Annotated in this window: 20 protein-coding genes and 2 pseudogenes; 9 read left to right on the forward strand and 13 right to left on the reverse strand. The window is 45.5% G+C overall.

Annotated elements, in window-relative coordinates:
- A pseudogene (locus E8Q33_RS12385) lies at positions 1-207 on the forward strand (competence/damage-inducible protein A); the annotation flags it as partial.
- On the opposite strand, the gene E8Q33_RS12390 reads toward E8Q33_RS12385, so the two are convergent.
- On the reverse strand, positions 192-1106 hold the full coding sequence (locus tag E8Q33_RS12390; RefSeq protein ID WP_136555101.1) for an AEC family transporter: 915 nt from the start codon (positions 1104-1106) through the stop codon (positions 192-194). The pseudogene E8Q33_RS12385 and the gene E8Q33_RS12390 overlap by 16 nt on opposite strands.
- A 215-nt stretch (positions 1107-1321) precedes the next feature.
- Here E8Q33_RS12390 and E8Q33_RS12395 point away from each other — a divergent pair, with 215 nt between their 5' ends.
- Together E8Q33_RS12395 and E8Q33_RS12400 are read left to right on the forward strand one after the other, a co-directional pair.
- Positions 1322-3223 (forward strand): LapD/MoxY N-terminal periplasmic domain-containing protein, encoded by a 1902-nt coding sequence (locus E8Q33_RS12395; protein WP_247870091.1) that lies wholly within the window; start codon positions 1322-1324, stop codon positions 3221-3223.
- Between the two features lie 3 nt (positions 3224-3226).
- A complete protein-coding gene (locus tag E8Q33_RS12400) occupies positions 3227-3898 on the forward strand; it encodes a transglutaminase-like cysteine peptidase (RefSeq protein ID WP_069295987.1) in 672 nt (223 codons plus the stop codon).
- A gap of 17 nt (positions 3899-3915) precedes the next feature.
- Here E8Q33_RS12400 and E8Q33_RS12405 read toward each other — a convergent pair whose 3' ends face one another.
- The 4 genes and pseudogenes from E8Q33_RS12405 to rapA form a co-directional block, all read right to left on the reverse strand.
- The gene (locus E8Q33_RS12405; protein WP_168800208.1) at positions 3916-5127 is read right to left on the reverse strand and encodes a TolC family protein; all 1212 of its coding nucleotides are present in this window, start codon (positions 5125-5127) and stop codon (positions 3916-3918) included.
- Between the two features lie 10 nt (positions 5128-5137).
- Positions 5138-8272 (reverse strand): efflux RND transporter permease subunit, encoded by a 3135-nt coding sequence (locus E8Q33_RS12410; protein WP_136555107.1) that lies wholly within the window; start codon positions 8270-8272, stop codon positions 5138-5140.
- Positions 8265-9497: an efflux RND transporter periplasmic adaptor subunit gene (locus tag E8Q33_RS12415; protein WP_136555109.1), complete on the reverse strand. Its 1233-nt coding sequence runs from the start codon at positions 9495-9497 to the stop codon at positions 8265-8267. Before E8Q33_RS12415 ends, E8Q33_RS12410 begins: the two co-directional genes overlap by 8 nt.
- 41 nt (positions 9498-9538) lie before the next feature.
- A pseudogene (gene rapA / locus E8Q33_RS12420) lies at positions 9539-12522 on the reverse strand (RNA polymerase-associated protein RapA).
- Between rapA and E8Q33_RS12425 the strand changes: the two are divergent.
- A complete protein-coding gene (locus E8Q33_RS12425; RefSeq protein ID WP_136555111.1) occupies positions 12511-13086 on the forward strand; it encodes a YigZ family protein in 576 nt (191 codons plus the stop codon). The pseudogene rapA and the gene E8Q33_RS12425 sit on opposite strands and share 12 nt — an antisense overlap.
- Here E8Q33_RS12425 and E8Q33_RS12430 read toward each other — a convergent pair.
- From E8Q33_RS12430 to E8Q33_RS12460, 7 genes are all read right to left on the reverse strand, one after another.
- A complete protein-coding gene (locus E8Q33_RS12430; RefSeq protein WP_136555113.1) occupies positions 13079-13723 on the reverse strand; it encodes a class I SAM-dependent methyltransferase in 645 nt (214 codons plus the stop codon). The genes E8Q33_RS12425 and E8Q33_RS12430 overlap by 8 nt on opposite strands.
- Complete coding sequence (locus E8Q33_RS12435) at positions 13720-14442, reverse strand: DUF445 domain-containing protein (protein WP_136555114.1); 723 nt, start codon at positions 14440-14442, stop codon at positions 13720-13722. Before E8Q33_RS12435 ends, E8Q33_RS12430 begins: the two co-directional genes overlap by 4 nt.
- A gap of 16 nt (positions 14443-14458) precedes the next feature.
- Positions 14459-14665: a hypothetical protein gene (locus E8Q33_RS12440; RefSeq protein WP_247870094.1), complete on the reverse strand. Its 207-nt coding sequence runs from the start codon at positions 14663-14665 to the stop codon at positions 14459-14461.
- A gap of 97 nt (positions 14666-14762) precedes the next feature.
- Positions 14763-16055 carry a M18 family aminopeptidase gene (locus E8Q33_RS12445; RefSeq protein WP_136555116.1) on the reverse strand — a complete coding sequence of 431 codons (1293 nt, stop codon included), beginning with the start codon at positions 16053-16055 and terminating at the stop codon, positions 14763-14765.
- A 78-nt stretch (positions 16056-16133) separates the two neighbouring features.
- Positions 16134-16622, reverse strand: coding sequence for a hypothetical protein (locus tag E8Q33_RS12450; protein WP_136555118.1), 489 nt, complete (start codon positions 16620-16622; stop codon positions 16134-16136).
- 7 nt (positions 16623-16629) lie between these two features.
- The gene (locus E8Q33_RS12455) at positions 16630-17055 is read right to left on the reverse strand and encodes a hypothetical protein (protein WP_069295977.1); all 426 of its coding nucleotides are present in this window, start codon (positions 17053-17055) and stop codon (positions 16630-16632) included.
- On the reverse strand, positions 17045-17518 hold the full coding sequence (locus E8Q33_RS12460) for a YcgN family cysteine cluster protein (RefSeq protein WP_069295976.1): 474 nt from the start codon (positions 17516-17518) through the stop codon (positions 17045-17047). The genes E8Q33_RS12455 and E8Q33_RS12460 overlap by 11 nt, the downstream gene beginning before the upstream one ends.
- On the opposite strand from E8Q33_RS12460, the gene E8Q33_RS12465 reads away from it, so the two are divergent.
- From E8Q33_RS12465 to E8Q33_RS12475, 3 genes are all read left to right on the forward strand, one after another.
- Positions 17517-17996 (forward strand): DUF6231 family protein, encoded by a 480-nt coding sequence (locus E8Q33_RS12465; RefSeq protein ID WP_069295975.1) that lies wholly within the window; start codon positions 17517-17519, stop codon positions 17994-17996. The two genes, E8Q33_RS12460 and E8Q33_RS12465, sit on opposite strands and share 2 nt — an antisense overlap.
- 137 nt (positions 17997-18133) lie before the next feature.
- Positions 18134-20215, forward strand: a complete 2082-nt coding sequence (gene ppk1, locus E8Q33_RS12470; RefSeq protein ID WP_136555121.1) for a polyphosphate kinase 1 — start codon at positions 18134-18136, stop codon at positions 20213-20215.
- A 2-nt stretch (positions 20216-20217) separates the two neighbouring features.
- Entirely contained in the window at positions 20218-20970 is a 753-nt protein-coding gene (locus E8Q33_RS12475; RefSeq protein ID WP_136555123.1) for a ParA family protein, read from the forward strand.
- Here the strand turns inward: E8Q33_RS12475 and rlmKL are convergent.
- Positions 20962-23196 carry a bifunctional 23S rRNA (guanine(2069)-N(7))-methyltransferase RlmK/23S rRNA (guanine(2445)-N(2))-methyltransferase RlmL gene (gene rlmKL / locus E8Q33_RS12480; protein WP_136555124.1) on the reverse strand — a complete coding sequence of 745 codons (2235 nt, stop codon included), beginning with the start codon at positions 23194-23196 and terminating at the stop codon, positions 20962-20964. The genes E8Q33_RS12475 and rlmKL overlap by 9 nt on opposite strands.
- 49 nt (positions 23197-23245) lie before the next feature.
- Between rlmKL and yhbY the strand changes: the two genes are divergently transcribed.
- Complete coding sequence (yhbY, locus tag E8Q33_RS12485) at positions 23246-23539, forward strand: ribosome assembly RNA-binding protein YhbY (RefSeq protein ID WP_069295972.1); 294 nt, start codon at positions 23246-23248, stop codon at positions 23537-23539.
- A gap of 30 nt (positions 23540-23569) precedes the next feature.
- On the forward strand, positions 23570-24163 hold the full coding sequence (locus E8Q33_RS12490; RefSeq protein ID WP_136555126.1) for a nitroreductase family protein: 594 nt from the start codon (positions 23570-23572) through the stop codon (positions 24161-24163).
- Positions 24164-24231: the final 68 nt, after the last annotated feature.

Here is a 24231-nt window from a genome sequence, read left to right on the forward strand (position 1 = left end):
CGTGAGTCAGATTTATTACCGGTGATGAATCAAATCGTAAATGATTATCCACAATTGAAATTATCCAGCCTGCCGCATCTGGGTGATCCACCACATATTGAATTTAGTTTGCGTGGTGAAGCTGCTGAGGTTGAACAAGCCATGCAGTTAATTAAACAAGCCATCGACCAAGCTGGTTTTGTCTGGACGAATCAACTGATCCAGTAAAACCAAAGCGGCAAACTCGCCATGCTCAGCAAAGTGGTTAATGTCACTGCTGCGGCATAAAGCGACGTATCCAAACCATAACGTTCACAAATCACAATTCCAAATACCATTGTTGGCATGGCCGCCGATAAAATCACCGTGGTCATGATTTCGGTTGGTAGATTCAGCATCTGAGTCACCAACCACACTCCCGCCGGAGCAATAAACAGGGTAATAATCACCACCGGCAATAACAGTGGTAACAGATTCAAACGCAGACTATGCCAACGAATACTCATGCCCAAAGCAATTAACATGAGCGGGACTACCCCACCTGACAATGTTTGCAACGCGGAATGAATAATTTCCGGACGTTGTACATCGAGTAAATTTAATATTACGGCGATGGTCACTGCCCAAAGCGGCGGAATTTTAGCCAGGCTTTTTAAAGCGTGTGACGATTGATCATGACTGCCGTAATAACCTGCCATCAACATTCCGACCGTCATCAACACCGGGGTACAGGCAAATAAATCATATTGCAGAATAATCGCATTCGACCAACTGCCAAGCACTTGATCCAATACCGGTAAGCCCAGATAAGTCACATTGGGAAATGTCGCGGCCAAAATCAATGCGCCTTTTTGGGCGTTGCTCACTGGAATCGTTTTTAGCACTAACCAGATTGCTAACGCCGCTGTCGCCAAACCACTCATCGCCAATAACGAAATCTTTATTGAGCTTATATCAAGCGGGGTTTGCCAGATCACGTCAATAACCATAGCCGGTAGCAGAATGTAAAACACCAGATCGGTTAGCGCCCGACGATGTGCCAGCGCCGGAATATGTTTAGGTGCCAATGCCTGCCAAAGCGTGCCACAAGCAATTAATATGGCCATTTGCGCCATTACAACGAACATCAGAAGGCTACCTTCAAGAGAGGATGCAAGATCGTATCAATGCAATGCCAAAAACAAAAGCACAATCCCCCTGAATTTGCCGAATAACACAGGATTTAACTTGCCTGACGCTTGATGCACAGGTAATGTTAGCCCGATTACTGGATGATGCTGCAAAACGCCTGTCTCATGCTGATTCCAGCCTGATGATGCCTTTCATATTGAGGTTGTATCTTATGTCTTTATCAAAACAATTACTTATCTTGCTAACGCTGATTTTTCTGATTGTGTTCTCAGTAAATTTTGTCATGAGCATGGACAATATCCGTAGTTATCTGCAAGGTGAATCGGAAGTGCATGTACAAGACACCGCAACCTCTCTCGGTCTATCACTCAGCCCGCATATGGCAGATGAGAACGATCCTATTCTGCGAACCATGATGAACGCGATTTTTGATACCGGCTACTACAAGGAAATGCGGTTATTGGATGTCGATGATAATGAGCTGGTTCGGCTGACCAATCCAGATGAAGTCAAAGGTGTGCCAAGTTGGCTAATCAATATCTTACCGATTGAAACAGTTACCGCAACCAGTGAAATCAGTACCGGTTGGAATATTGCCGGCACATTGCAGGTCACCAGTAATCCAGGTTATGGTTACCTGAAACTTTATGAACAATTTAAATCCACACTGAAGTTTTCCTTGTTGATTCTGCTAGGCGCTATTTTGCTGTTGTTAATTGTTTTAAGAATGACGCTTCGTCCATTAAAAGCCATTACCGAACAAGCAGATGATATTTCTGCCGGTAAATTTACCGTTATCGAAGATTTACCCTGGACCAAAGAAGTGCGTTCAGTCGCCAAATCAATGAATAGCATGTCGAGCAAAATCGGCAAAACCATTTATCACTTAAATACCCGCCTCGATAAGCTGAACGACAATCTCAACCGTGACCCGTTAACTCATTTATTAAATCAACAAACCTTTAATGTAGACGTCAAACAGTCATTGTCGATTGGCGAATTCGGCCACGTTATCTACATTAAATTCGATGATTTGAGTGCCATTGTGAAAAATCATGGCAAGCAAGCGGTAGATGAATTACTGCAAACTTTCGCCTCGCAGTTAGAGCAATTACCGTTTGCTCATTTACGCTGTTACCGTTGGTATGGTTCTGAGTTTGCTGTGCTGACAACTGACAGCAATATTGATGACATCACTTTGGTTGCAGAACAGATTCAAGCCCTGGCTAACACCATAGGTCAGCATTATGAACACGCTGATTTGCTGCATATGGGTATTGTTTCTTTTGAGCGCAGCAGTGAATTTGAACGAATGATCCCGGCGCTGGTTGAAGCCTATGAACAGGCACGTTTGATTGAAGCCAATGCGTTTTATCTGAAAGAAAATACACTCAGTTCGATGACTGAAATGAGCTGGAAAGCGACCATCGAACAAGTGATTAAAACCGATGCAGCTGTTATCACCTTTACCAACCAAGCTTATAACTACAGTGATACCGCCAAACCGACATTGGTCATGCGTGAAGCCTTTACCGAAGTTCGCGATGCAAACGGTGATTTGCTGCCAATCGGCACATTTTTCTCTATGGCTGAAGCATTTGATCTGGTCGAAACGCTGGATAAACATCTGGTACAGAAAGTGTTAAAACTGATGTCTGCAGAAACAGATCCAGCCCCCGTTACCGTCAATCTTTCTTTGACTTCGATTGCCTCACTCGATTTCCGTCAATGGCTTGCTAGAGAAGTCATTCAGTCAGGTATTTCCCCTGCCCTGTTAGCCTTCAGCGTGACAGCATATGCCGCAGCCAAAGATCTGGAAACCTTTACTAACTTCAGTATTTTTGTCAGACAGTTAGGTGCTCATAGTCTGCTGAAACGTTATAGCAGTGATGTCATTCCGGTCAATCTGCTTAAAGATCTGCATATTGATTACATTCGTCTGGCCCGTGATTTAACCACCGAAATTCGTAGCAATACCAGTAAACCTGACCTGCTGGATATTATTCAAGAAATTGCCCGTTTAATTGAAGTGCGTGTATTGGCCGAAGGCGTTCAAGACGAAGAAGACTTCCTGTGGTTACAGCAAGCGGCTTTATTCGGGATCAGTCGTTAATCAATGTTACATCGGCTAAAGCCCATTGTTATAGCTGCCATGCTTGCATGGTTGCTGCCATTTTCAGTCCCGCTTTTAGCCGAATTACTGATTTCAGATGCGTTACTGCAAAAGATTGAAAGAGACTTTGATAGCGATGCCAGACAGCGAGTTGAAGCATGGCAAACATTAATGCTGGAAGGTAAAGATTTGCCGGAGCTGGAGAAACTGACTGCGGTTAATGATTTTTTCAACAATAACGTTATGTTTGTCGATGATATTGTGTTGTGGAATCAAGAAGATTACTGGGCTACACCGATTGAAATGCTGTCATTAGGCGCTGGTGATTGTGAAGATTATTCCATTGCCAAATATTTCACCCTGAAACAACTCGGTGTGAATGAAGATAAACTGCGTATCACCTATGTTAAAGCCGTAAATCTAAATCAGGCACACATGGTATTGACCTATTTTGAAAATAGACGGGCGATCCCGCTGGTTTTGGATAATCTAATTAGTGAAATCCAACCAGCCAATCGCCGCCAGGATTTGATCCCAGTTTATAGCTTTAACGGTACAGGCTTATGGTTAGCCAAATCACGTGGTGAGGGACAACGGGTCGGTGATGCTTCAAGATTATCGTTATGGGAAGATCTGACTGCCAGAATGCGAGTCGAAATGGGAACCAGCAGATAATTGTGTAAAAAAGATGGTTACAGTGTTCGACCCGCTATCTGATTAATCTGTGCAATTTGCTGCTGAATCTCAATTTGTAATTGCAGCAGTTGATGTCGATGGGTGTTGGTGACCTCCTGACTGCGTAACAATGTCGTTAAATCAATACCGCCCATATCAAAACTGCGTTGCTGCATCGAAACATATTGCTGACTGACATCAAACTGCTGTTTCAACATCTCTTGTCGTTGTTGCAAACTGTTCAGTCTATCCATAGCTGCAAGTAAAGCAGCTTCCAATTGCCGAAGCTGCTGTTGCTGGGCAATTTGCAAATCGGCCAATTGGCGACTTGCAGCAGCAATAGCCGGTTGCTGATATCGGGCATCATTCAAAGCAAAACTCACTCCGACACCGATACTGTTGTTGTAAGGATCGGCGTGTTCATCACGTTCCCGTTTAATGCCAACAGATAAACTTGGATGGCGCGCATTATCATAACGGGCATTGGCGACTTCACTGCGCTGTCTGGCGATTTGTTGCTCAAGTTCTGCCAATAATGGGTGATCACGATGAATTTCCGTGGATTCAGGCAGACTTTCTTCAATTTCGTCTGGTAACACTTGCTGCCCGGTCAGGTATTGGTATTGGTTTAGGCTTTGTTGCAAATCCAGTTTGGCCGAGGCAAGTTGTGACTGCATTTCCAGATAATGCGTTTGGGCCAGTAAAGCTTCGGAATCAGCTAAATCACCACCCTCAACTCGACTTTTTACGTCTTTCAGTAAATTCTCTGAGTTTTCCTGCAACACTTCGGCATGACGAACTTTAGCTGCAGAGAGCATCACCTGCCAGACATGTTCTCTCACCTGAGCCGACGCATCTAAACGGATACGTTGCTGATAATACGGAACTTCTGCAGCAAGATGACGTGACAGATTTTGTTGCTGGCGTTTCTCTCCAGGCAGCCAGATGGGCATCTCTATCGCACTTTCCCATTCCTGTAATCCATCGCCACTGCCAATCACATCATTAAAATGATTCACCGATAAACTTAACGGCTCAGCAAATAGTTGCCCTGCCAAGGCTAAACGACTCTCGGCCAACGCATCCATACTGGCTTCTGCCTGGCGTGCCGGATGATGAGTAAACACATAATCTGTCAGCGTTTTCAACGTGACCGCAGCAGCCTCATCAGCCACACTGACACTACCCACAGCAAGCCAAATCATTAAACCAACAACATGTCGCTTCATCACACTATCCTTATTCTGGTTGTGGTTTGCCGGAACGAAGATTAGCCATATAGTCAGCAATACTCTCATGAAAAGACAATAAGGCCGGAATTACCAGCAACACTAATATAGTGGCAAACATTAGGCCGAATGAAATAGAGACGGCCATTGGAATTAAAAACTGTGCCTGCGGTGAGGTTTCAAATAATAAAGGTGTTAAACCACCGATCGTGGTAAGTGATGTCAGTAGCACCGCTCTCAACCGTAATACCGAAGCTTCGATAATGGCGTTTTGCGTATCAAGGCCTTTTTGACGTAAATTTTTGAAAAAGGTGACCAGGATAATCGCATTGTTTACCACAATGCCCGACAGACCAAAAATGCCAAATAACGACAATATGGTCAGATCGATGCCTAATAACCAATGACCTACCAACGCACCGATCAAACCAAAAGGTATCGCAGTCATCACCACCAGTGGCCAACCATAGGAAGCAAATACCCAGGCGAGAATAATGTAGATCAATGCAAATGCCAGCAACACACCTTGTTTCATATCACCAATGGTATCGGCCTGCTCTTCCGCCCTGCCCTCAAACACAACCTGAATGCCATAACGAGAGGTCAGATCAGGTAAAAACTCCGATTGTAAATCAGCCAAAATCGTATTGTTGTTGGTGACCAGACTATCAACGGTAGCCGTCACATGCACTGCCAAACGAGTATCGGTATGACGCAACACATCAAAGCCGCGCCTTGCATCAAAATGCACTACCGATTCAAGTGGCACACTACCACCATCGGGTAAACGGATCATAAAGGCATCCAGTGATGCCTGAGTGTTTCGTTGAATATCCGGTAACATCACCCGCACTTCAACTTCATCATCACCGTCCTGGAAGATCTGCACCAGTCGTCCGTCATAAGCTGCTCTTAGCTGACGACCGACATCTTCAACGGTTAATCCCAACACCTTCCCCTGATCCTTCAGTCGGTAAATCAACTGCGACTGTCCATAAGGCAGATCATCTTCAATGGCACTGACGCCCGGATAACGTTGCAAGGCTTCAATCACCTCTTTGGCAGCAGCTTTGAGCACATCGGTATTACCTCCCGTCAAACGGATATCGATATCACTTCCCGGCGGTCCGCCACGACGTTCAGAAATGGTAAACGTCTCGATACCGGCTGGCAGCACAATCTTCTCGCGCCAGGCATTAATAAAGGTTTGATTACGCACATCACGCTGATCGGGAGAAGTCAGCTCTACCTGCATTGAAGCAAATCGATCATCAATCTGCGATTCGGACATGCCTCCTGCTGTTCCCGCAGCACCTAACTTACTGGTCGCTACATCGACTAATGGCTGTTCCCATTGCTGATCGGTCTGCTCTAATGTGGCGGAAATATGTTGCAGAAATTTATCGACTTCACTGCGCGGTGTGCCAGCGACAAATCGCGCATTGGCTAACACCGTGGTGCCTTCTGGTGACGGGAAAAAATTAAAGGCAATGCGACCGCCGGCTAATAGACCAAAACTGATTATCAACAAGGCCATCGCCACACTGACGGTTAAACCGCGGTTTTTCACCGCCTGCGTCACCAATGGTCGGAATAAATCATCGCGCAGATAATTAAAGGCATTGTCTAATCGGGCGCGAATTGCCGACGGTTTAGCGTGATGAATATTGTGAAAACTATGGCGTAAGTGTCCGGGAAGAATCAGAAAACACTCAATCAACGAAGCAATAATCACGCAGATCACTACAAACGGAATATCGAACAGAATATTGCCTATCACCCCACTTATCAGCATCAATGGAATAAATGATGAAATGGTGGTCAACGAAGATGACAGAATCGGTGCCAACATACGCCTGGCTCCACCCTCTGACGCTGTGAGAGAAGGCTCGCCACCCTGATAATGGGCAAACGCGTCCTCACCGACCACGATCGCATCGTCAACGATAATGCCCAGCGACATAATCAGCCCGAACAAGCTAATCATATTAATACTGCCGCCCAACGCATATAACACGGCTAAAGCCGCCATAAACGACACCGGAATACCAACCGCTACCCAGAATGCCACCCGGCCATGCAAAAACAAAAACAGAATTCCCAAAACCAGAAACAAACCGCCCAGACCGTTTTTCAAAAGCAGATTGATGCGTTCTTTGATGAGCTGCCAACTGGCATCATAGACTTTCAGCTTTACGCCTTCAGGCAAACTACCGGCTTTTTCGTCCAGCCATTTTTCAAGAATACGGGCGCTTTTTAACGAATCGGCATTTTCAGTGCGTTGCAATTCCAGCTCAATAGCGGGTTGTCCCTGGTAGAACAGGCTCATCTGTTTACGTAATGGCCTTCGTTCAATGGTTGCCACATCTTCCAGTTTGACTAAGCCACTGGCAAAGTCTGACTGCAAGGCAAAATCGGCAAATGCCTGCACACCTCGTCCTTGATCCAGACTACGGATCTGCCGTGTGCTTTCATCATTACCAATCTCACCGGCGGGCAGATCCTGACTTAGTTGAGCGATACGATCAGCAACCTGATCCAGATCCAGCCCTAATGCCTCTAATTTGGATTTATCCAGTTGAATAGCAATTTCTTCCAGCGGCAACCCGCTGATATTAATTCGGGAAATGCCGCGATCCAGCAGTTCATGCTCGATATCATGAGCAAGGTAACGCAGTGAAGCTAAGTCACCTGTTTCACTGGTAATCAGGATTCGCGCCACACTTTCATAATTGGTAACCAGGGAGACTTCAGGTTCTTCACTATCGGTAGGTAAATTACGGATCTGAGCGATACGGTCTTTCACCTGATCCAGTGCCTGACCCATATCACTTTTTTCAATAAATTCAATGGTGACCAGCGACATGCCGTAAGAGGAGGTTGAGGTCATTTTCTTTACATAATCGACGCTACGTAATTCCTGTTCTACCTGCCGGGTTATTGACTCGGCCACGTCTTCGGCACTGGCACCACGCCATTCGATACGCACGGTGATGATATCCAAGGCAAAAGTCGGGAAAAACTGCGTGTTAATACGATTTAATGACAAGATCCCGGCAAGCACCATTACTAACATCAGCAAATTCGCAGCGACACGATGTTGAGCAAAGATGCCGATAAAGTCGCGTCGCACCGTATTATTCACCTTTGACACTCACCGCTAAACCATTGATGGCATTAGGTAATTGAGTGGTAATAATGACATCGTCCTGTTGCAAATCCTGGCTTTGAATAAGCAGGCGGCTTTTACCATCCTGATCCGAATAATCACCTATTTTGCTGACCTGAACGGCTTCAAGACGATTATCACGAACCCGATAAACCCTATCCAGACCATACAAGGCACTGTAAGGAATTGCGATGCTGTTAACCCGTGGCGGTAAAGTAAGTTGTACGCTGACAAATTCACCCACGGCTAATGGACCAGGCTGACCTTTAAGGCGAAACAGTCCATCACGTCCAGCAGCATTGGCATTCACTTCGCCAGCAAGTCGTTGTAATTCAAATTGGTATTGTTGTCCGGCAATTTGCGCCGTCGCATTCAAACTTTGTTTTTCCAGCACCGGGTAAATATCCACCAGATAGCGCTGTGAAATGGAGGCGCGTAATTCCAATTGCTGCATATCATAAAGTGTCATCAAGGCATCACCGATCTGCACCCTATCGCCTTTGGCAATCTGTCGACTGCTGATTCGACCATCGAACGGTGCGGTGATAACTGTACGGCTGAGATCCAGTTCAGCACGATTTAATTGTGCTTGCGCTTGCTGACGTCGGGCATTGAGCTCAGCAATACGGATCGGATGATCCTGAATATCAAATTGACGTTGTTTAAGAGTGAGATTTTGCTGCTGTTGCAGCGAGATGGATTCATCTAATAAAGCCTGCGAACTTAACTGGCTTTGTTGTAATTTTTCCGCACGGCTCACGGCAGCTTTTGCTAAATCCACCAACTGCTGCTGTGTGCTTAATAAGGCTTCATTACGTTTAAGTTGAGACTGTTCAGCAGCAATCTGGGCATCAATCAATGCCAGCTCTGCTGCTGCTTGATCTAATGCTAATTGAGCTTCTTGAGGATCCAATTCAATTAACACATCACCTTGTTTGACCTGTTGCCCATCAAATACATGCACTTCAAGCACATCTGCAGTAACTGCCGCTCGAAGATTAGCCATCTGCGGCGCTTCGAGACGGCCATAGAGAGTTAAGGTCGGCGATAGATCTGCAAAATCTATTCGCTGGGTGTCCACCAATACCGCTTGAGACGGACGATCCTGAGTAGGAGCTTGCGGGCGGGTACTGATTAAGGTGCTGAATATCACGATGGCTAATGCCACTACCAGCAAGGGTGGTAACAAACGTTTAATCAAAACCCTACTCCGAAGTAATTATCACCCGTGACTTTGGCAGATCACTCCGCTTCTGTCACGATGATCAGACGTAACGCATCCAATTTTAACTCAGCATGTTGAAGAAACTGTTGCAGTTGCTGCTGTTGGGCCTGCATCGCTTCAATTTCTGCTGGTTTGATGTGACTATTTTTTTCAGCAAGATGTTGCAGTCGCTGTATTTCATTATTGGTCAACTGCGTCATGCTACCAATCGCTTGTTCAATCAAATGTTTTTGGTGTTTGACGGCTACTTTTTTGCTTGAATCAATCAGCGAATCAATACGTTCGCGGGCCACTTGAACCATTTGTTGCGCGGTGTGTTTGGGGATCCGGCCAGCCATTTGGTTCATATCCTGTTCGGCCAACTGGTCTTCCAATTGTCGCCCTTTCTCATCTATGACGAGCCGCAGATAAGATTCAGGTATAAAGCGGGTGATATTAAACTGTTTTGGTGCCGGACAGTGCATAACAAAGGCCACTTCCAACAACAGGCTGCCGGCTGGCACCAGATTACTTTTCAGCTGACAAAATGCGGTATTACCCAGATCTGAACTGATAACCGCATCCATCGCCGATAACACTAAAGGATGTTCCCAGCTCAAAAAGGCCATATCTTCACGGGATAATGCTCGGGCGCGTTGATAGTTGCCGTCAGACCGTCTTCCGGCAGATCAATTTCATCACTACGCAATTCATCACCGCGTTGCAGAATAATGCTGTCAGCGCTGTGGGCCTGCTGTTCAACACCGTAAGCATCAAAGAAATCATCCATAAAATCTGCCAGTTCAAGTGGACTGCTGGCTTCATCAACCTGCATCAGAATTTCTTTTGCAGCAGATTCATCATAAGAATTCATGGTCAACAGTCGATCGCGGCCCTGGCTGAGATTTTCACGCAATTGCTGTTCTGCTTGTTGGGTATCTTTTAATAGTTTGGCAAAGGCTTTTTTATCGGCTGGGTCTTGCAGACATTGTTCAAGTCGCTCGGCAAATTGCTCACGTAATGCACTGCCGGTTTTGCATACCGATTCAAACGCATTTAAACCTTGGTGATACCAGTCCAGTAACAGTTGCTGAGCAGTATTTTGATAAAACGGCAGTACGATATTAACGATATTACGTTGACCAATACGATCCAGACGGCCGATGCGTTGTTCCAACAGATCCGGATTCAATGGCAGATCAAACAACACTAAATACGAACAGAACTGAAAGTTTCGGCCTTCACTGCCAATTTCCGAGCAGATCAGGATCTGTGCACCCTCTTCATCATCGGCGAAAAATGCCGCAGCGCGATCGCGGTTAATCAAAGTCATGTGTTCATGAAAAACACTGCTACGCACGCCATGTTGCAAACGCAGATGTAATTCCAGCTGCTGTGCGGTTTCAGCATTGGCAGTGATTAATAAGGTTTTTTCACCGCGATGTTGTTTCAACCAATCAATGAGCCAATCTACTCGTGGATCCAGTTCCAGCCAGTTTTCGCCTAATAGCGTTTCTGGTTGTACCAGATGAGTAAGTTCGCTGTTGTTTTCCGGTGAAAACGACTCTGGAGCATCCAGGGGAAAAGTTGTTAACTGACGCTCGGGAAAACCTTTCACAGTATCGCGGGTATTACGGAATAAAATCCGTCCGGTGCCGAATTGATCGAGAAATTGTTGTTTGGCTTGTTCACGTGATGCTTCAAATTCGTCTGCAGAACTGAGCGCTTTCAGCAGCGTTTTATCCAGATAGCCTGCCAAGTCTTTGTTTAAGCTTTTGTTAGCAGCAAACTCACTGGCGGATTCAACTGCCATCAGTTGATCCAGCAACAGGCTTATCTGTTGATATTTCTGCTGTTCCTCGCGAAACAGACCCAAATCGTAATAGCGATCCGGATCCAGCAGTCGCAGCCGGGCAAAGTGGCTATCCATGCCCAATTGTTCAGGCGTGGCGGTTAACAACAATACCGAAGCAATCTGCCCAGCCATTTTTTCAACCAGTTGATAACCTTCACTGCTCTGTTCAACATGCCACTGCAGATGATGCGCCTCATCCACTACCAACATATCCCAACTCGCCTGCAATACATCGTGTTGCATTGCTGGATGCGCTTCCAGCGTCTGTAAATCGGTTAATACTAATTGGGCGCTATCAAACGCATTGCCTTCGTCCAATTCAACCAGCGCTTCATAACGCTCTGCATCGATTACCGTAAACGCCAGATTAAAGCGGCGCAGCATTTCCACCAACCACTGATGCACCAGTGCCGATGGCACTATAACCAATACCCGACTGGCACGACCCTGCAGGATTTGCTGATGCATAATCAAACCGGCTTCAATGGTTTTTCCCAAACCCACTTCATCGGCCAATAACACACGAGTCGAAATACGATTGGCCATTTGTGATGCGATATAAAACTGATGTGGCAGACATTGTACTCTGGCACCCAACAGACCAAATACCGGCGATTGATGTAAACGATGGGAAAACTGATGGGTGCGAAGGCGCAATTGAAACTGACGGTTTTTATCTATTTGGCCAGCAAATAAACGATCTGTGGCCTGACTAAACTGCACATAACTGTCCAGATCCATTTCATGAATGCTGATAGCTTCACCGCTAGCGCTTTCACCCTGATAGATCACACAGCCATTTAAAGGATGTTTTTCACTGATGGTGAACTGTTGTCCGTTACGCGTTTTAACTTGTTCACCAACGGAATAATCGACTCGACTTAAAGGCGCATTATTTGCTGCATAACTGCGCTGTTCATCAGCTGCCGGAAAGGCAATTTCGATACGTCTACCGGTGACTTCGGTGATGATACCCAGACCTAACTCGGCCTCGCTGTTACTAACCCAACGTTGCCAACTGCAAAACTTAATTCTGACAAACTGTATTACCTGATGATTGATTGAACGGTGAATGAAACGTTGCTCTGCATAGCACGCGAGCAAAAGATGGCGATATGGTAAATTGTCGGGCTGTATTTTCCTATAGCAAATAAAATGTCCAGCCAATTTTTTGTTCTACGCACGGCGTCCAATGTCGAATCGGAAATTAAGAAATCGCGGTTTGTAGGTGTTGCCATGTCTTGTGACAGCGAACAATCTGCGTTAAAACAACTGCGACAATTGGCAGCACAACATCCATCAGCCAATCATCTGGCTTTTGCCTGGCGGATCCGCGCAGCAGAAGGTTTTATTACAGAACGTTTTTTTGATGCCGGTGAACCGTCCGGTACAGCAGGCCGACCGATTTTGGCGCCATTACAAGGCGAGGATTTGATAAACACGGTGGTCGCCGTTATTCGTTATTTTGGCGGTGTGAAATTAGGTACTGGTGGCTTAACCCGTGCTTATGGCAATGCAGCCAAACAAGCGATTGATGCCGCCGGAAAACTACCATGGGTAGAAATGGCGCAGCTTTGCCTGCAGATTGATTACAGCCAACTACAGATGCTGGAATATCAACTGAAACAGATTCACGGCCGCATCGTCGATCAGCAATTTACCGATACGGTTACCGTCGTAATCGAATTACCAGCACAACATTTAACCGCTGTACGCGAACAATTTAGTTAATAAAAGTAATTAATCTTTGATTAGCTTCAACTGAACTAAAACCAAATTGTTTCTGAATGAAATGCAAACTGTCGTGATGATAGAAAAACACATGGGTGATATCGTTTTTGTAGTGCCACCTGGCAAAATCGACGCTGTTCTCAAATAGTTGAGTCATGCAAAACAATTTTCCGCCGGGATTTAACAACGATTTAAGCCGGGCGAACTCCAATGCCGGTTGATGAAAATGTTCAATAACTTCGCAGCAGATAATAAAATCATATTGTTCGGCTAACACGCTGTTATCCGGATGAAAAACCGGGTCATAAAGCTTTGTTTGATAGCCTTTTTCGCTGATAATTTTGCTGATAACGGGCCCAGGACCTGCACCAAAATCCAAACCTATTTTGTCTGGCGGTATTTGGCTTAGGATGGCTTCAGTTATTGGTGATACAAACTGTTGATAACGCGGATCGTTAACATCATTTTCATGGGTCAGATACAACGCTGTTTCGCTTTCACGATCCGGCAGATGCTGTATATCCATCTGCACAGCATGACACTCATTGCATTGCCAGTAATCGCGACCGCGCCAGTGTTGATAAAAATCTACTGGCGCGGCACATAAGCGGCAATTATTCTCGGCCCAGGGTTTCACAACGGTAAAAAGCTGGTCAGCAATCCTATCAAACCACCAAACACACCACCCCAGACAACCAGCCAGCCCAGATGCTGACGGATCAAATCCTGAATCATTTGCTTGACCATTTGTGGCGTCAGCTCATCCAGTCGACTGTGCACGATGGCATAGATCTGCCGATATAAATCATCACTGACTGGTCCACTGCTGAGTTTGTCACGCAGGTGCTGCTGAAAATGTTCGCTATGGGCAATATCGTTGAGTGACTGCTGCATTTTGCGAATAAAAGGCTCTTTTAATGGTTTAAGTGCTTTGGCTCCCCCCACCATCGACAGCATGCTGCCAAAGGAGGATTCCATAATGGTGGCGACCAGATTATCAAATACCGGATTCAGATCGGTTTGATCGATGATTTCAGAAAAATCCAGTTGATTTTCACGTTTGTCATCCAGCATTTCACTGACAAAACGATCCAGATTTTGCTGATTGAAAAACTGCTCCATAACCAATTTTTCAATCGCCGTGCGAAACTCAGCAAAGCGCGCGGTAATCACCCCTGAACCATACAAGCCCGGCACTTTTTCAAATAACATATGAATCGCCAGCCAGTTGGTTATGCCCCCGGCAAGTGCAAACATACCCGTAGCTAACACTGGCTCACGCCAAGGTGAATCAAGCATTAAACCTACGCCAACCAATACGGCGGCGCAGAGATTGGTCAATAAACTCTTATTCATAGGCGGCTTTTTCTAGTTAATCTTTGGTCCATTGGGTTAACGCTTCAATGATTTGTTGCGCCTGATCACGGCTTGAAATATTGAATTTTGAACGTTGGCCATATTCGCCATTACGTTTTTGATAGCGACGAATTGTATATTTGTCTGGACCAAACTCACCAGTTTTACGATCCAGATCCTGATAACGAAACATCACCGTTGCCCAAGCACCTTTGGTCAGCACAACTTTATCCAATTCTTTAACTGTGGTGACATCGCCCTCTTGATAGTCACCGTTAACTCATCAACTGTTTCTGACATAAGCTTTATATTCCTTTGATTTAATTAAAAAACTGTTTAAGCGCGCTGTATAAGTACCAGGTATCCCGGCTACCTGCGAGCTCGCGAATTGAATGCATGGCAAAGGTTGGCACACCGATATCCAGCGTTTTTACGCCTATACTGCTGGCAGTGATTGGACCAATGGTGCTGCCACAAGCCATATCGGTACGAACCACGAAATCCTGTAGCGGCACTTCAGCCAGTTCGCAAACCTGTCGAAACCGGGCACTGGTTTCGCTATTAGTGGCATAACGCTGATTCACATTGCTTTTGATGACTGGGCCATTGTTCAAAATTGGTCCATGTTGCGCATCATGTCGATCTGCATAATTTGGATGAATGCCGTGTGCATTATCAGCGGAGATCAACAGTGACTGTTGAATCATTCGTTGAAAGCTTTCGTTGTCCTGTGCCAATCGCTGCAGCACTGAAGGCAGAAATGTACCCTGCGCGCCACTGGTCGACACACTACCGACTTCTTCATGATCGGTACACACCAATAAAGTCGGTTTGTCTTTCGAGCCAGCTAACAATGCCTGTAAACCGATATAACAGCTAAGTAAATTATCCAGTCGCGCGGCACTGATAAAGTCTTCATTAAGACCCACTAATGCAGCGGGCTGGGTATCGTAAAAGCAGATTTCATAATCCAGAACTTTACCGACAACCTCATCACCGTGCTCTGATCTGAGCTGTTGCTCTAGTAACGCGCGAAAATCTGGCTTATCACCCTCTTCGGTCTGCAACACAATCGGCGGTAAATGCAGTTGTGGATTGATACTGCGGTTTTGATTCACTTCCCGATCCAGATGAATCGCCAGACTGGGAATAATCGCTACAGGCTTAACGAAATTAATCAGGCTATGGCGTAACTGATTATCAGCATCGACATAACTTACCCGGCCAGCCATTGATAAATCACGGTCAAACCACGGATTTAGTAACGCCCCACCGTATACTTCAACTCCCAGCTGCCAGAATGAATGTTTCACAGTCTCAGGTTGCGGTTTCACTTTTAAACACGGGCTATCGGTATGCGCCCCGACCATTTGAAATCCTGCTTCTGAGATAGCTTGTTCAGGCAGATTAAACGCAATGATTGATGAGTCATTGCGGGTAACAAAATAACAACCTGCCGCTAGCTTTCCCCAACTGTCTTTTTCATCAAGCGACTGATAACCCGCGGCGATTAAAGCCGATTGCATATTCGCTACCGCATGATACGGCGTCGGTGATGCGTCAATAAAATCAAGTAAACCTCGATTGAGATTTTGGGGAGATAGGCTGCTCATGATGAATTCCGGAGTCTGTAACGTGGCGATATGTTAACGATTTTGGCGCAGTCAATGTGACAAATTCGTGGGATAAATTCAATCTTCAATGATCTGACCGCGATAGATGCGTTTACTTTTGCTTTTTTTCGGTGGTGTATCAGCTGATGATTCAATAACGGGTTTTACCGGTTTTGGTCGTGTTTCCTCGGGATCTTGTTCAACGATAAGATGACCGCGATACATTCGTGGGGTTTTTGTTGCAATGTGAGGTGCTTCGATTGCTGCAGTCTGCTGACGTCGCAAACCCAAGGCAGCGAAGATATCCGCCTGGTCTTCAATATTGGCGCGTTCGCTCAGTGGCATTCTGAGTGTGCTGTTAAAGCTGGTGCGTTCTATCAATAATCTGGGTAATAAATTAGCGACAGCTATGCCTTTGACCGAACCAAACGCCATCGCTTCAATACGTCCCTGTTCGAAAATGATATGACAGGCTTTGTTATCAGCTGTTGTTAAAAATAAGGTGCCGCTTTTTTGCTCGTTACACAGTGTTAGTAATCTGTTCAGAATTTCCGTTGTCTCAAGCATAAGTCCCTCATTCTGTATCGTCCTCTTTTTTAGAACGAATGATGCGTCTGGCATTGCCGCCGTGAAGACGGCATCGATCTGCCAAAGCACCCAATGACCATGCTTCAGGTTGGCGTATAGCCACTGAACGTTTGCACTTTTTGCCTCCTGGCAGCCGTGCACCACATGGCGGACGATAACGTTTAATTTTTTCCCAGCCTTCCAAGGTTTGGGTCGCTTTACGAATCACTTTAACTTCACGGGGCGACAAACTGTTTTGATCGACCGGTCGCGTTTTTTCGTCAGTTTGACGCCACCAATAACGTACTACCGGCAATGGCAGTCCGAATCGACGGGCCAGATCATCAGGTTTTCGGTAAATTTCCATTTCAAGCAGCGTCAATGCAGCTTGTTCAAGACGGGCGGTAAAGTCGCGACTTTCTTCAGGTGTCATGCGGATAAACGGGTGGCTGCAGAGCTATAACCTCTTCGGTTAAATCAATATCGTCGGATTCGCTGATAGCCACATGACGCACTGAAATACCGGCATCAATCACAGATTGGGGATCACCGGTAATCAATGGATGCCAATCAGGTAAGGGTTCACCTTCGGCAAGTAATCGATACGCACAGGTATCGGGCAACCAATCAAAAAAGTGTGCCTGCTCGACGCTGAGTTGAATACAGTCCGGCACCGTCTTTTGACGATTAGCATAATCCTTACAGCGACAAGTTGAAATGTCCAGCAATTCACAGGCAACGCGGGTGTAATACATCCGGCCATCGGCATCATCTTCAAGTTTATGCAGACAACAGCGCCCACAGCCATCGCAAAGGCTTTCCCACTCGGTATGTGTCATCTGTCCGAGACGCTTGTGTTTCCAGAATTCGGTAGATGTTTTATGCTGGTCAGTCATGAATCAATCAGTCTTATTGTCTTCGCTGCTCAGCACGCTGATACAGCAATTTAAACCGCAATCAATTTTAGTTGCGGGAGATGCGGCCAGGTCGTGCCTGAACGAAAGCCAAGATACCAGATCCCAGTCGCTGACAACACCATTTGAACAATCACAATTACAGCATATTCATAGTGTTGATCTGGCGGTTATCAGCGATTTAACGGAAACATTACCGTTGCAGGCGGGACAACAATGGTTAGGCTATTTACGTAATTTGCATGCCCCGCATATCATTTTGATCACCGATCCTGCGCAAGCTCAGCAACAAGGTTGGCAATTTCGAGATTATCTGGCGATGGGACTACATCATATTGCAGGTACCAACGATGGATTGCAGTTGTTCAGTTATGCTATTGAAAACTACCAGCCTAAACGTGATTGGCTTAATAGCCGCTTTTGGGCTAATCCGGAAAACTATGACAAATATCGCTGGTAAACTGTCATCAGATTGTCATCAAATCCCTCTAGTTTGCTTGGGGATTATTGAGTGACTCGAGTATCACTCAAAAACTGCAGCAATTATGCGTAAGCGTAGCGTTTATTAACTTTCAATAAGCCATCAAAATGGAAAACATGGAAACACAAATTGACTTGAATAGCTCCGAGCTTTACCTGAATCGTGAGCTGAGTTTGCTGGAATTTAATTGGCGCGTATTACAACAAGCCCTGGATCCCAGTGTTCCATTATTGGAAAGACTGAATTATTTGTGTATATCCAGCACCAATCTGGATGAGTTTTTTGAAGTACGTGTTGCTGGTCTGATTCAACAAATCGAAATTGGCGACCCTTATCTTGAAGCTGATCAAATCAGTGCTCAAGAAGCATTGAGATTGATTAGTGCTCGGGCCCATGAATTGGTTGATGAGCAATATAGCGTTCTCAATAACGAATTGTTGCCCCTATTAGAACAGGAAGGTATTAAGGTGCTTGCACGGCCAATGTGGAATGCTGAGCACAGTGCATGGTTGGAACAATATTTTCGTGATGAAATTCAGCCAATCCTAAGTCCAATCGGATTGGATTCATCCCATCCCTTCCCCCGACTACTCAATAAAAGTTTAAATTTCATTGTATCGATGGATGGCAAAGATGCCTTTGGCCGCAATATTGGTTATGCCATTTTACAGGCACCTCGAGCTTTACCGCGTGTCATTCAATTGCCCGCCGAATTTTGTGAACCGGGGCAATATCACTTTGTGTTTTTGTCATCGATCATTCACGCGTTTGCCGATGATTTATTCTTCGGCATGAAAATCAAAGGCTGCTATCAATTCCGGGTAACGCGTAACAGTGATCTGGCCATTGATACCGAAGAAACCAGTGACTTGCTAGCAACCATTGCTGATGAATTGACGCATCGTAATTATGGTGACGAAGTACGGCTTGAGATCGCCCATAACTGTCCAGAAGAAATGGTTACTTTTTTGCGTGACCAATGTGCTATGCAACAGGAAAACGTTTATTTAGTGAATGGCCCTGTGAATTTAAGTCGGTTGCAAGCTCTGCATTCGATAGTGGAACGTTCCGATCTGAAATTCAAACCATTTACCCAAGGGCGTCCCAACGGTTTGACGTCCGAGGTCGAAATCTTCGGCTTGTTAAAACAAAAGGACGTGCTTTTACATCACCCTTTTCAATCATTTACCCCTGTCATTGATCTGATCAAACAAGCGGCTACTGATCCCAATGTATTGGCAATTAAACAAACGCTATACCGCACCGGTGCTATTTCACCGATTGTCGATGCTTTGGTCTCAGCCGCACATGCCGGAAAAGAAGTTACCGTGGTTATTGAATTACGGGCACGTTTTGATGAAGCCGCCAACGTGGCCCTGGCCGCTAAATTACAACAAGCTGGGGCACATGTAGTGTATGGCATCGTCGGTTATAAAACCCATGCCAAAATGTTGCTGATTTTACGTCGTGAAAACAACAAATTACGTCGTTATGTTCACCTTGGCACCGGAAACTATCACCGCAATACTTCACGCATTTATACCGATTATGGTTTGTTGACATCAGACAAGCAGATCGGTGAAGACGTGAACAATCTGTTTATCCAACTGACGAGCCTTGGCAAAATTCCCAAAATGCACAAATTGATGCATGCGCCTTTCAATCTGCATCAGGGTTTACTGGATAAAATTGATCGCGAAATTGCTCACGCTGAAGCAGGCAAAAAAGCGCATATCATAATCAAGGTCAATGCCTTGGTTGAGCCAGAAATGATTAATGCTTTCTATCGCGCATCAATTGCCGGCGTTAAAGTGGATTTGATTGTCCGCGGTATCTGCACGCTAAAACCGGGCGTTCCAGGCGTTTCAGAAAATATTCAGGTACGCGGCATCATTGGCCGTTTTCTGGAACATACCCGGGTATTTTATTTTGAAAATGGCGGCGAAGTTGAAGTTTGGGCCGGCAGTGCCGATTTGATGAAACGTAACCTATTGCGCCGTGTAGAAACCTGCTTTCCGATTGAATCCAAACGTTTGCAAAAGCGTGTTATCGAAGATTTAAACCTATACCTTGCTGACAATACACAAGCATGGATTTTATCTGCTGATGGTCGTTACCAGCGTGCTGAACGCAAAGAAGGTGATGAAATAATCAGTGCACAAACGGCTCTACTTGATGAGCTGGCGAAAATAAATTAATCATGCAAATCATCGCATTTTTTAATCTCAAAGGCGGCGTGGGTAAAACTACCTCCGCGGTTAATATTGCCTGGCAGGCAGCCAATCAAGGCATTCCCACCCTACTATGGGATTTAGACCCACAAGGTGCTGCCAGCTGGTTATTACAGCGTAAAAGCAAACCCAAAGCAGAAGCCAAAAAATTGTTGTCAGGCAAAACGCCGATTGGGGAGTTAGTCAAAAACACCGATTATCCATCGCTGGATATTATTCCTGCCGACTTTTCATTTCGCCAAATGGATTTGGATCTGGCTAAAGCTGGCGATAACAAAAATCAATTAGCTAAATTGTTAGCGCCATTTGGTGAAAGTTATTCGTTAATCGTGTTGGATTGTCCGCCCAGTTTTTCTGAACTGACCGAACAAATGTTTGCTGCCGCAGATGCGATTTATGTGCCGATTATTCCCAGCCATTTATCGATGCGTACCTTTGAACAGACCCGCGATTTTTTCAAAGAAAACAACCTTAAACCCAAACGTCTGCATGCTTTTTTCACGATGGCCGATCGCCGTCGCAGTCTGCATCGGGTGATGCTGGCCCATCCACCCAAAGTACTGAAACATGGCCTGCAAACAGCTATTCCCTATGCCGCCGTGGTGGAAAAAATGGGTGAAGTCAGAGCACCTTTAGCGGCTTTTGCAGCGAATTCTGCTGTCAATAAAGCCTATGCAGCATTATGGGAAGAAATTAAACTCACCCTCGATAGTTCAAGCTGATTTTTGTATTTTCCAGCAATAATGAATCTTTGAATTTCGTTCAAAATCAATTGGCAACGTTGCTTTGCTAATGTCTTTTATATCCAACCCTTTCAAGGCTGATGCATCTAATTTGAAATCACGACGGTTGGTAGAAAAGAAGATTTCACCACCGGGATTGAGCATTCCAGCAACTTTGTAGAGCATCTCGATATAGTCCCGCTGAATATCAAATACTCCTTCCATTTTATTGGAATTGGAAAAGGTCGGCGGATCGACAAAAATCAAATCAAAGCGAAGTTCTTTTGTGGCTGGATCATTTAGCCATGCTAATACGTCAGCACGAATAAATTGATGCTGGTCACCGACAAAATTATTCAACTGCATATTATCTTTGGCCCAACCCAGATAGGTATTGGACATATCAACCGTGGTGGTAGATTTTGCACCGCCTGCAGCAGCATAAACCGTCGCACTGCCAGTGTATGCAAACAGATTTAAAAATGCCTTACCTCTGCTGGTTTCTGCCAGCATTTGTCGGGTAATACGGTGATCCAAGAACAAGCCGGTATCCAGATAATCGGTCAGATTAATCCAGAATCGCAGATCATTTTCCCGCACTTCAAAACGCTGACGTAATGCCGCCTGAGATTCGTATTGATTGGAACCACGCTGTTTCTGACGTAGCTTCAAGGCCACTTTATCTTTATTCACACCCAAAACAGCAGGAATAATTTGCATCACTTCATCCAGCCGTTCGCTGGCTTTTAAAGGATCAATATCGGCTGGTGGAGCATATTCCTGCACATGTACGTAGTCGCCATAGATATCAATGGCCACGGCATAATCCGGTAAATCGGCATCATAAACACGGTAACAATCGAGTTGGTTTTTGCGTGCCCATTTCGCCAAATGGCGAACATTCTTTTTCAATCGATTGGCAAACATTTCAGCTTGTGGGGACACATTTTCCACTACATCACTACTAGCAACTGGTTTTGGTTTGCTCTTGGGTGTTTTGTCCCATGGTGACGGGGAAGCAGCCATTTCCTGCTGCACTGGCTTGGCATCACGACGTAATGGTTTGGGGGCGCGGTAGGACAACACTTCACAGGCAATTGGCCCGTTATCAAAAGGCTTGCTGTCAAACATGGTCAAACCGGTAAATTTACCCAGTTGGGCATTATCGGTAATGATAGTGGTCCGCCATGCCGGTAAATGCTGATTAACTAAATCACCGAGGTTTTCATAAATATCGTGCAACGAGTTGGTATCACCAATACGTTGACCGTAAGGTGGATTCGAGACTAACAAGCCAACTTCTGGCAGCGTTTGGGCGACTGTTGCCCAATTTTGCAGATCGCGATGAATTACCTGAATGCGATCACTGAGTCCTGCTGCTTCAATATTTGCCTGCGCGGCTGTGACAGCTGTTTTATCCTGATCGCCGCCCATGATCATCGGCAAACGTGCCAGACCACTTAGGCGTCGTCTTTCAGCGTCGGCTTTTAACTGTTGCCAAGCCGCTTTATCGTGCTGTTTCCAGTAGAGAAAACCAAAATAATCACGTTGCAATCCCGGTGCGATATCCGCAGCCATCAGCGCCGCTTCAATCAAAAATGTACCACTACCGCACATTGGATCCAGCAATGCCCACCCCTCCCGGGCAAGCTTTGGCCATTCCGCTGAAAGTAATATTGCAGCAGCCAGATGTTCTTTTATCGGCGCATTAGTTTGGCTGACGCGATAGCCACGTTTGTGCAGGCTTTCACCGGACAAATCGAGACTAACAATCGCTTGATTATGTTTAAGATAAACGTTGACCCGCAGATCCGGTTGATGCAAATCGACTGAGGGTCTGGTACCGAACAGATCGCGTAATCGATCCACAATGGCATCTTTAACTTTCTGCGCACCAAATTGTGTGTGGTGAATTTTCGAGCGAAAACTGTTGAAATCAATGGCAAGAGTGGTGTCCTCCGCATCGATATGTTCTTCCCAGGCTAGTTCTTTTATACCGTTGTAAAGCTGGTCGGTAGTTTCAGCAGAAAAATGCGCTATGGGCATCAACACCCTGACGGCGACCCGTGACCATAAACAGACTTGATAAGCTTCCTTGAGACTACCGGTAAAACGGATACTACCCGCCTCTGTTTTGAATTGTTTGATACCGATTTGCTTGAGTTCGGCTTCGAGCAGCGGCAACATGCCACGTGCTGCGGTGACGGTGAACTTATGTTTAGTCATGAAACTATCCTGATATAATCACGGCATTTTAATACAGGTAGCACTTCACATGGCAGTCAATGATAAACAACGCCGATATCTGAAAGGTTTGGCCCACCCGCTAAAACCTGTGGTAATGATTGGAAACGCGGGTCTTACTGAAAACGTTTTGGCTGAAATTGAAAACGCGTTGGCTTTTCATGAGCTGATTAAAGTGCGTGTCAGCGGACAGGAAAGAGCGGATCGCAAACAAATGCTGGATGAAATTGCCGAAAAAACCAAAGCGGATCTGGTGATGGTGATTGGTCATATCGGCGGTTTTTATCGTCCGGCTGAAAAACCACGTATCGAATTACCACGTTAATTAAGTCATTTAGCTGTCCAGGAATTCTGCATGATTCAAAAACCAGCAGAAACAGAACAAAAACTCGCTTCGATTATTGCTGAGCGTTGGAGTGGCAAGTCATTCGATGCTTCCCAACCAGTAAGTGACGAGACCATTACTGCACTCTGTGAAGCAGCTTTATGGGCACCATCTTGTTATGGCGAAGCCCCTTGGCGTTATGTCATCTGTAATAAATTTGATGATGCAGCAAGTTGGCAACAGACTCTGGAATGCTTATCTCCGGGTAATCAGACCTGGGCGGTTAATGCACCATTATTAATCGTTACTGCCTCACAAGCTAAATTCACCCACAACGGTCTTGAAAACCGCTGGAATGGTTACGATACCGGCGCAGCCAGCCTGAATTTATGTTTGCAAGCTACTGCAGTGGGATTAATGTCTCATCAAATGGGTGGCTTTGATGCCGATAAATTGCGTAAGTCTTTATCCATTCCCAGTGAAATAAACCTTTGGTCAGTCATTGCTATTGGCTACCCTGCTGCACTTGATACATTGACAGCAGAACAGTTAGAACAGGAACTAAAGGCCAGACAACGGCGTCCATTAAGCGAACATTTTTTCATCAATCGTTGGTCTGATTAACGCGTTATTCTTGAAATTGAGGAAAGTACAATGAAATCAATGGTGATTATCACAATCCTGAGTTTTTC

Source organism: Methylophaga sp. SB9B, from assembly GCF_004832235.1.
GTDB lineage: Bacteria > Pseudomonadota > Gammaproteobacteria > Nitrosococcales > Methylophagaceae > Methylophaga > Methylophaga muralis.

What these genes read in the sequence shown, in the direction of transcription:
- E8Q33_RS12390 (WP_136555101.1), bottom strand. Translation starts at nt 1,106, where the DNA reads ATGTTCGTTGTAATGGCGCAAATGGCCATATTAATTGCTTGTGGCACG.
- E8Q33_RS12395 (WP_247870091.1), top strand. Translation starts at nt 1,322, where the DNA reads ATGTCTTTATCAAAACAATTACTTATCTTGCTAACGCTGATTTTTCTG.
- E8Q33_RS12400 (WP_069295987.1), top strand. Translation starts at nt 3,227, where the DNA reads ATGTTACATCGGCTAAAGCCCATTGTTATAGCTGCCATGCTTGCATGG.
- E8Q33_RS12405 (WP_168800208.1), bottom strand. Translation starts at nt 5,127, where the DNA reads ATGAAGCGACATGTTGTTGGTTTAATGATTTGGCTTGCTGTGGGTAGT.
- E8Q33_RS12425 (WP_136555111.1), top strand. Translation starts at nt 12,511, where the DNA reads ATGTCCAGCCAATTTTTTGTTCTACGCACGGCGTCCAATGTCGAATCG.
- E8Q33_RS12435 (WP_136555114.1), bottom strand. Translation starts at nt 14,442, where the DNA reads ATGAATAAGAGTTTATTGACCAATCTCTGCGCCGCCGTATTGGTTGGC.
- E8Q33_RS12445 (WP_136555116.1), bottom strand. Translation starts at nt 16,055, where the DNA reads ATGAGCAGCCTATCTCCCCAAAATCTCAATCGAGGTTTACTTGATTTT.
- E8Q33_RS12450 (WP_136555118.1), bottom strand. Translation starts at nt 16,622, where the DNA reads ATGCTTGAGACAACGGAAATTCTGAACAGATTACTAACACTGTGTAAC.
- E8Q33_RS12455 (WP_069295977.1), bottom strand. Translation starts at nt 17,055, where the DNA reads ATGACACCTGAAGAAAGTCGCGACTTTACCGCCCGTCTTGAACAAGCT.
- E8Q33_RS12465 (WP_069295975.1), top strand. Translation starts at nt 17,517, where the DNA reads ATGAATCAATCAGTCTTATTGTCTTCGCTGCTCAGCACGCTGATACAG.
- E8Q33_RS12460 (WP_069295976.1), bottom strand. Translation starts at nt 17,518, where the DNA reads ATGACTGACCAGCATAAAACATCTACCGAATTCTGGAAACACAAGCGT.
- ppk1 (WP_136555121.1), top strand. Translation starts at nt 18,134, where the DNA reads ATGGAAACACAAATTGACTTGAATAGCTCCGAGCTTTACCTGAATCGT.
- E8Q33_RS12475 (WP_136555123.1), top strand. Translation starts at nt 20,218, where the DNA reads ATGCAAATCATCGCATTTTTTAATCTCAAAGGCGGCGTGGGTAAAACT.
- rlmKL (WP_136555124.1), bottom strand. Translation starts at nt 23,196, where the DNA reads ATGACTAAACATAAGTTCACCGTCACCGCAGCACGTGGCATGTTGCCG.
- yhbY (WP_069295972.1), top strand. Translation starts at nt 23,246, where the DNA reads ATGGCAGTCAATGATAAACAACGCCGATATCTGAAAGGTTTGGCCCAC.
- E8Q33_RS12490 (WP_136555126.1), top strand. Translation starts at nt 23,570, where the DNA reads ATGATTCAAAAACCAGCAGAAACAGAACAAAAACTCGCTTCGATTATT.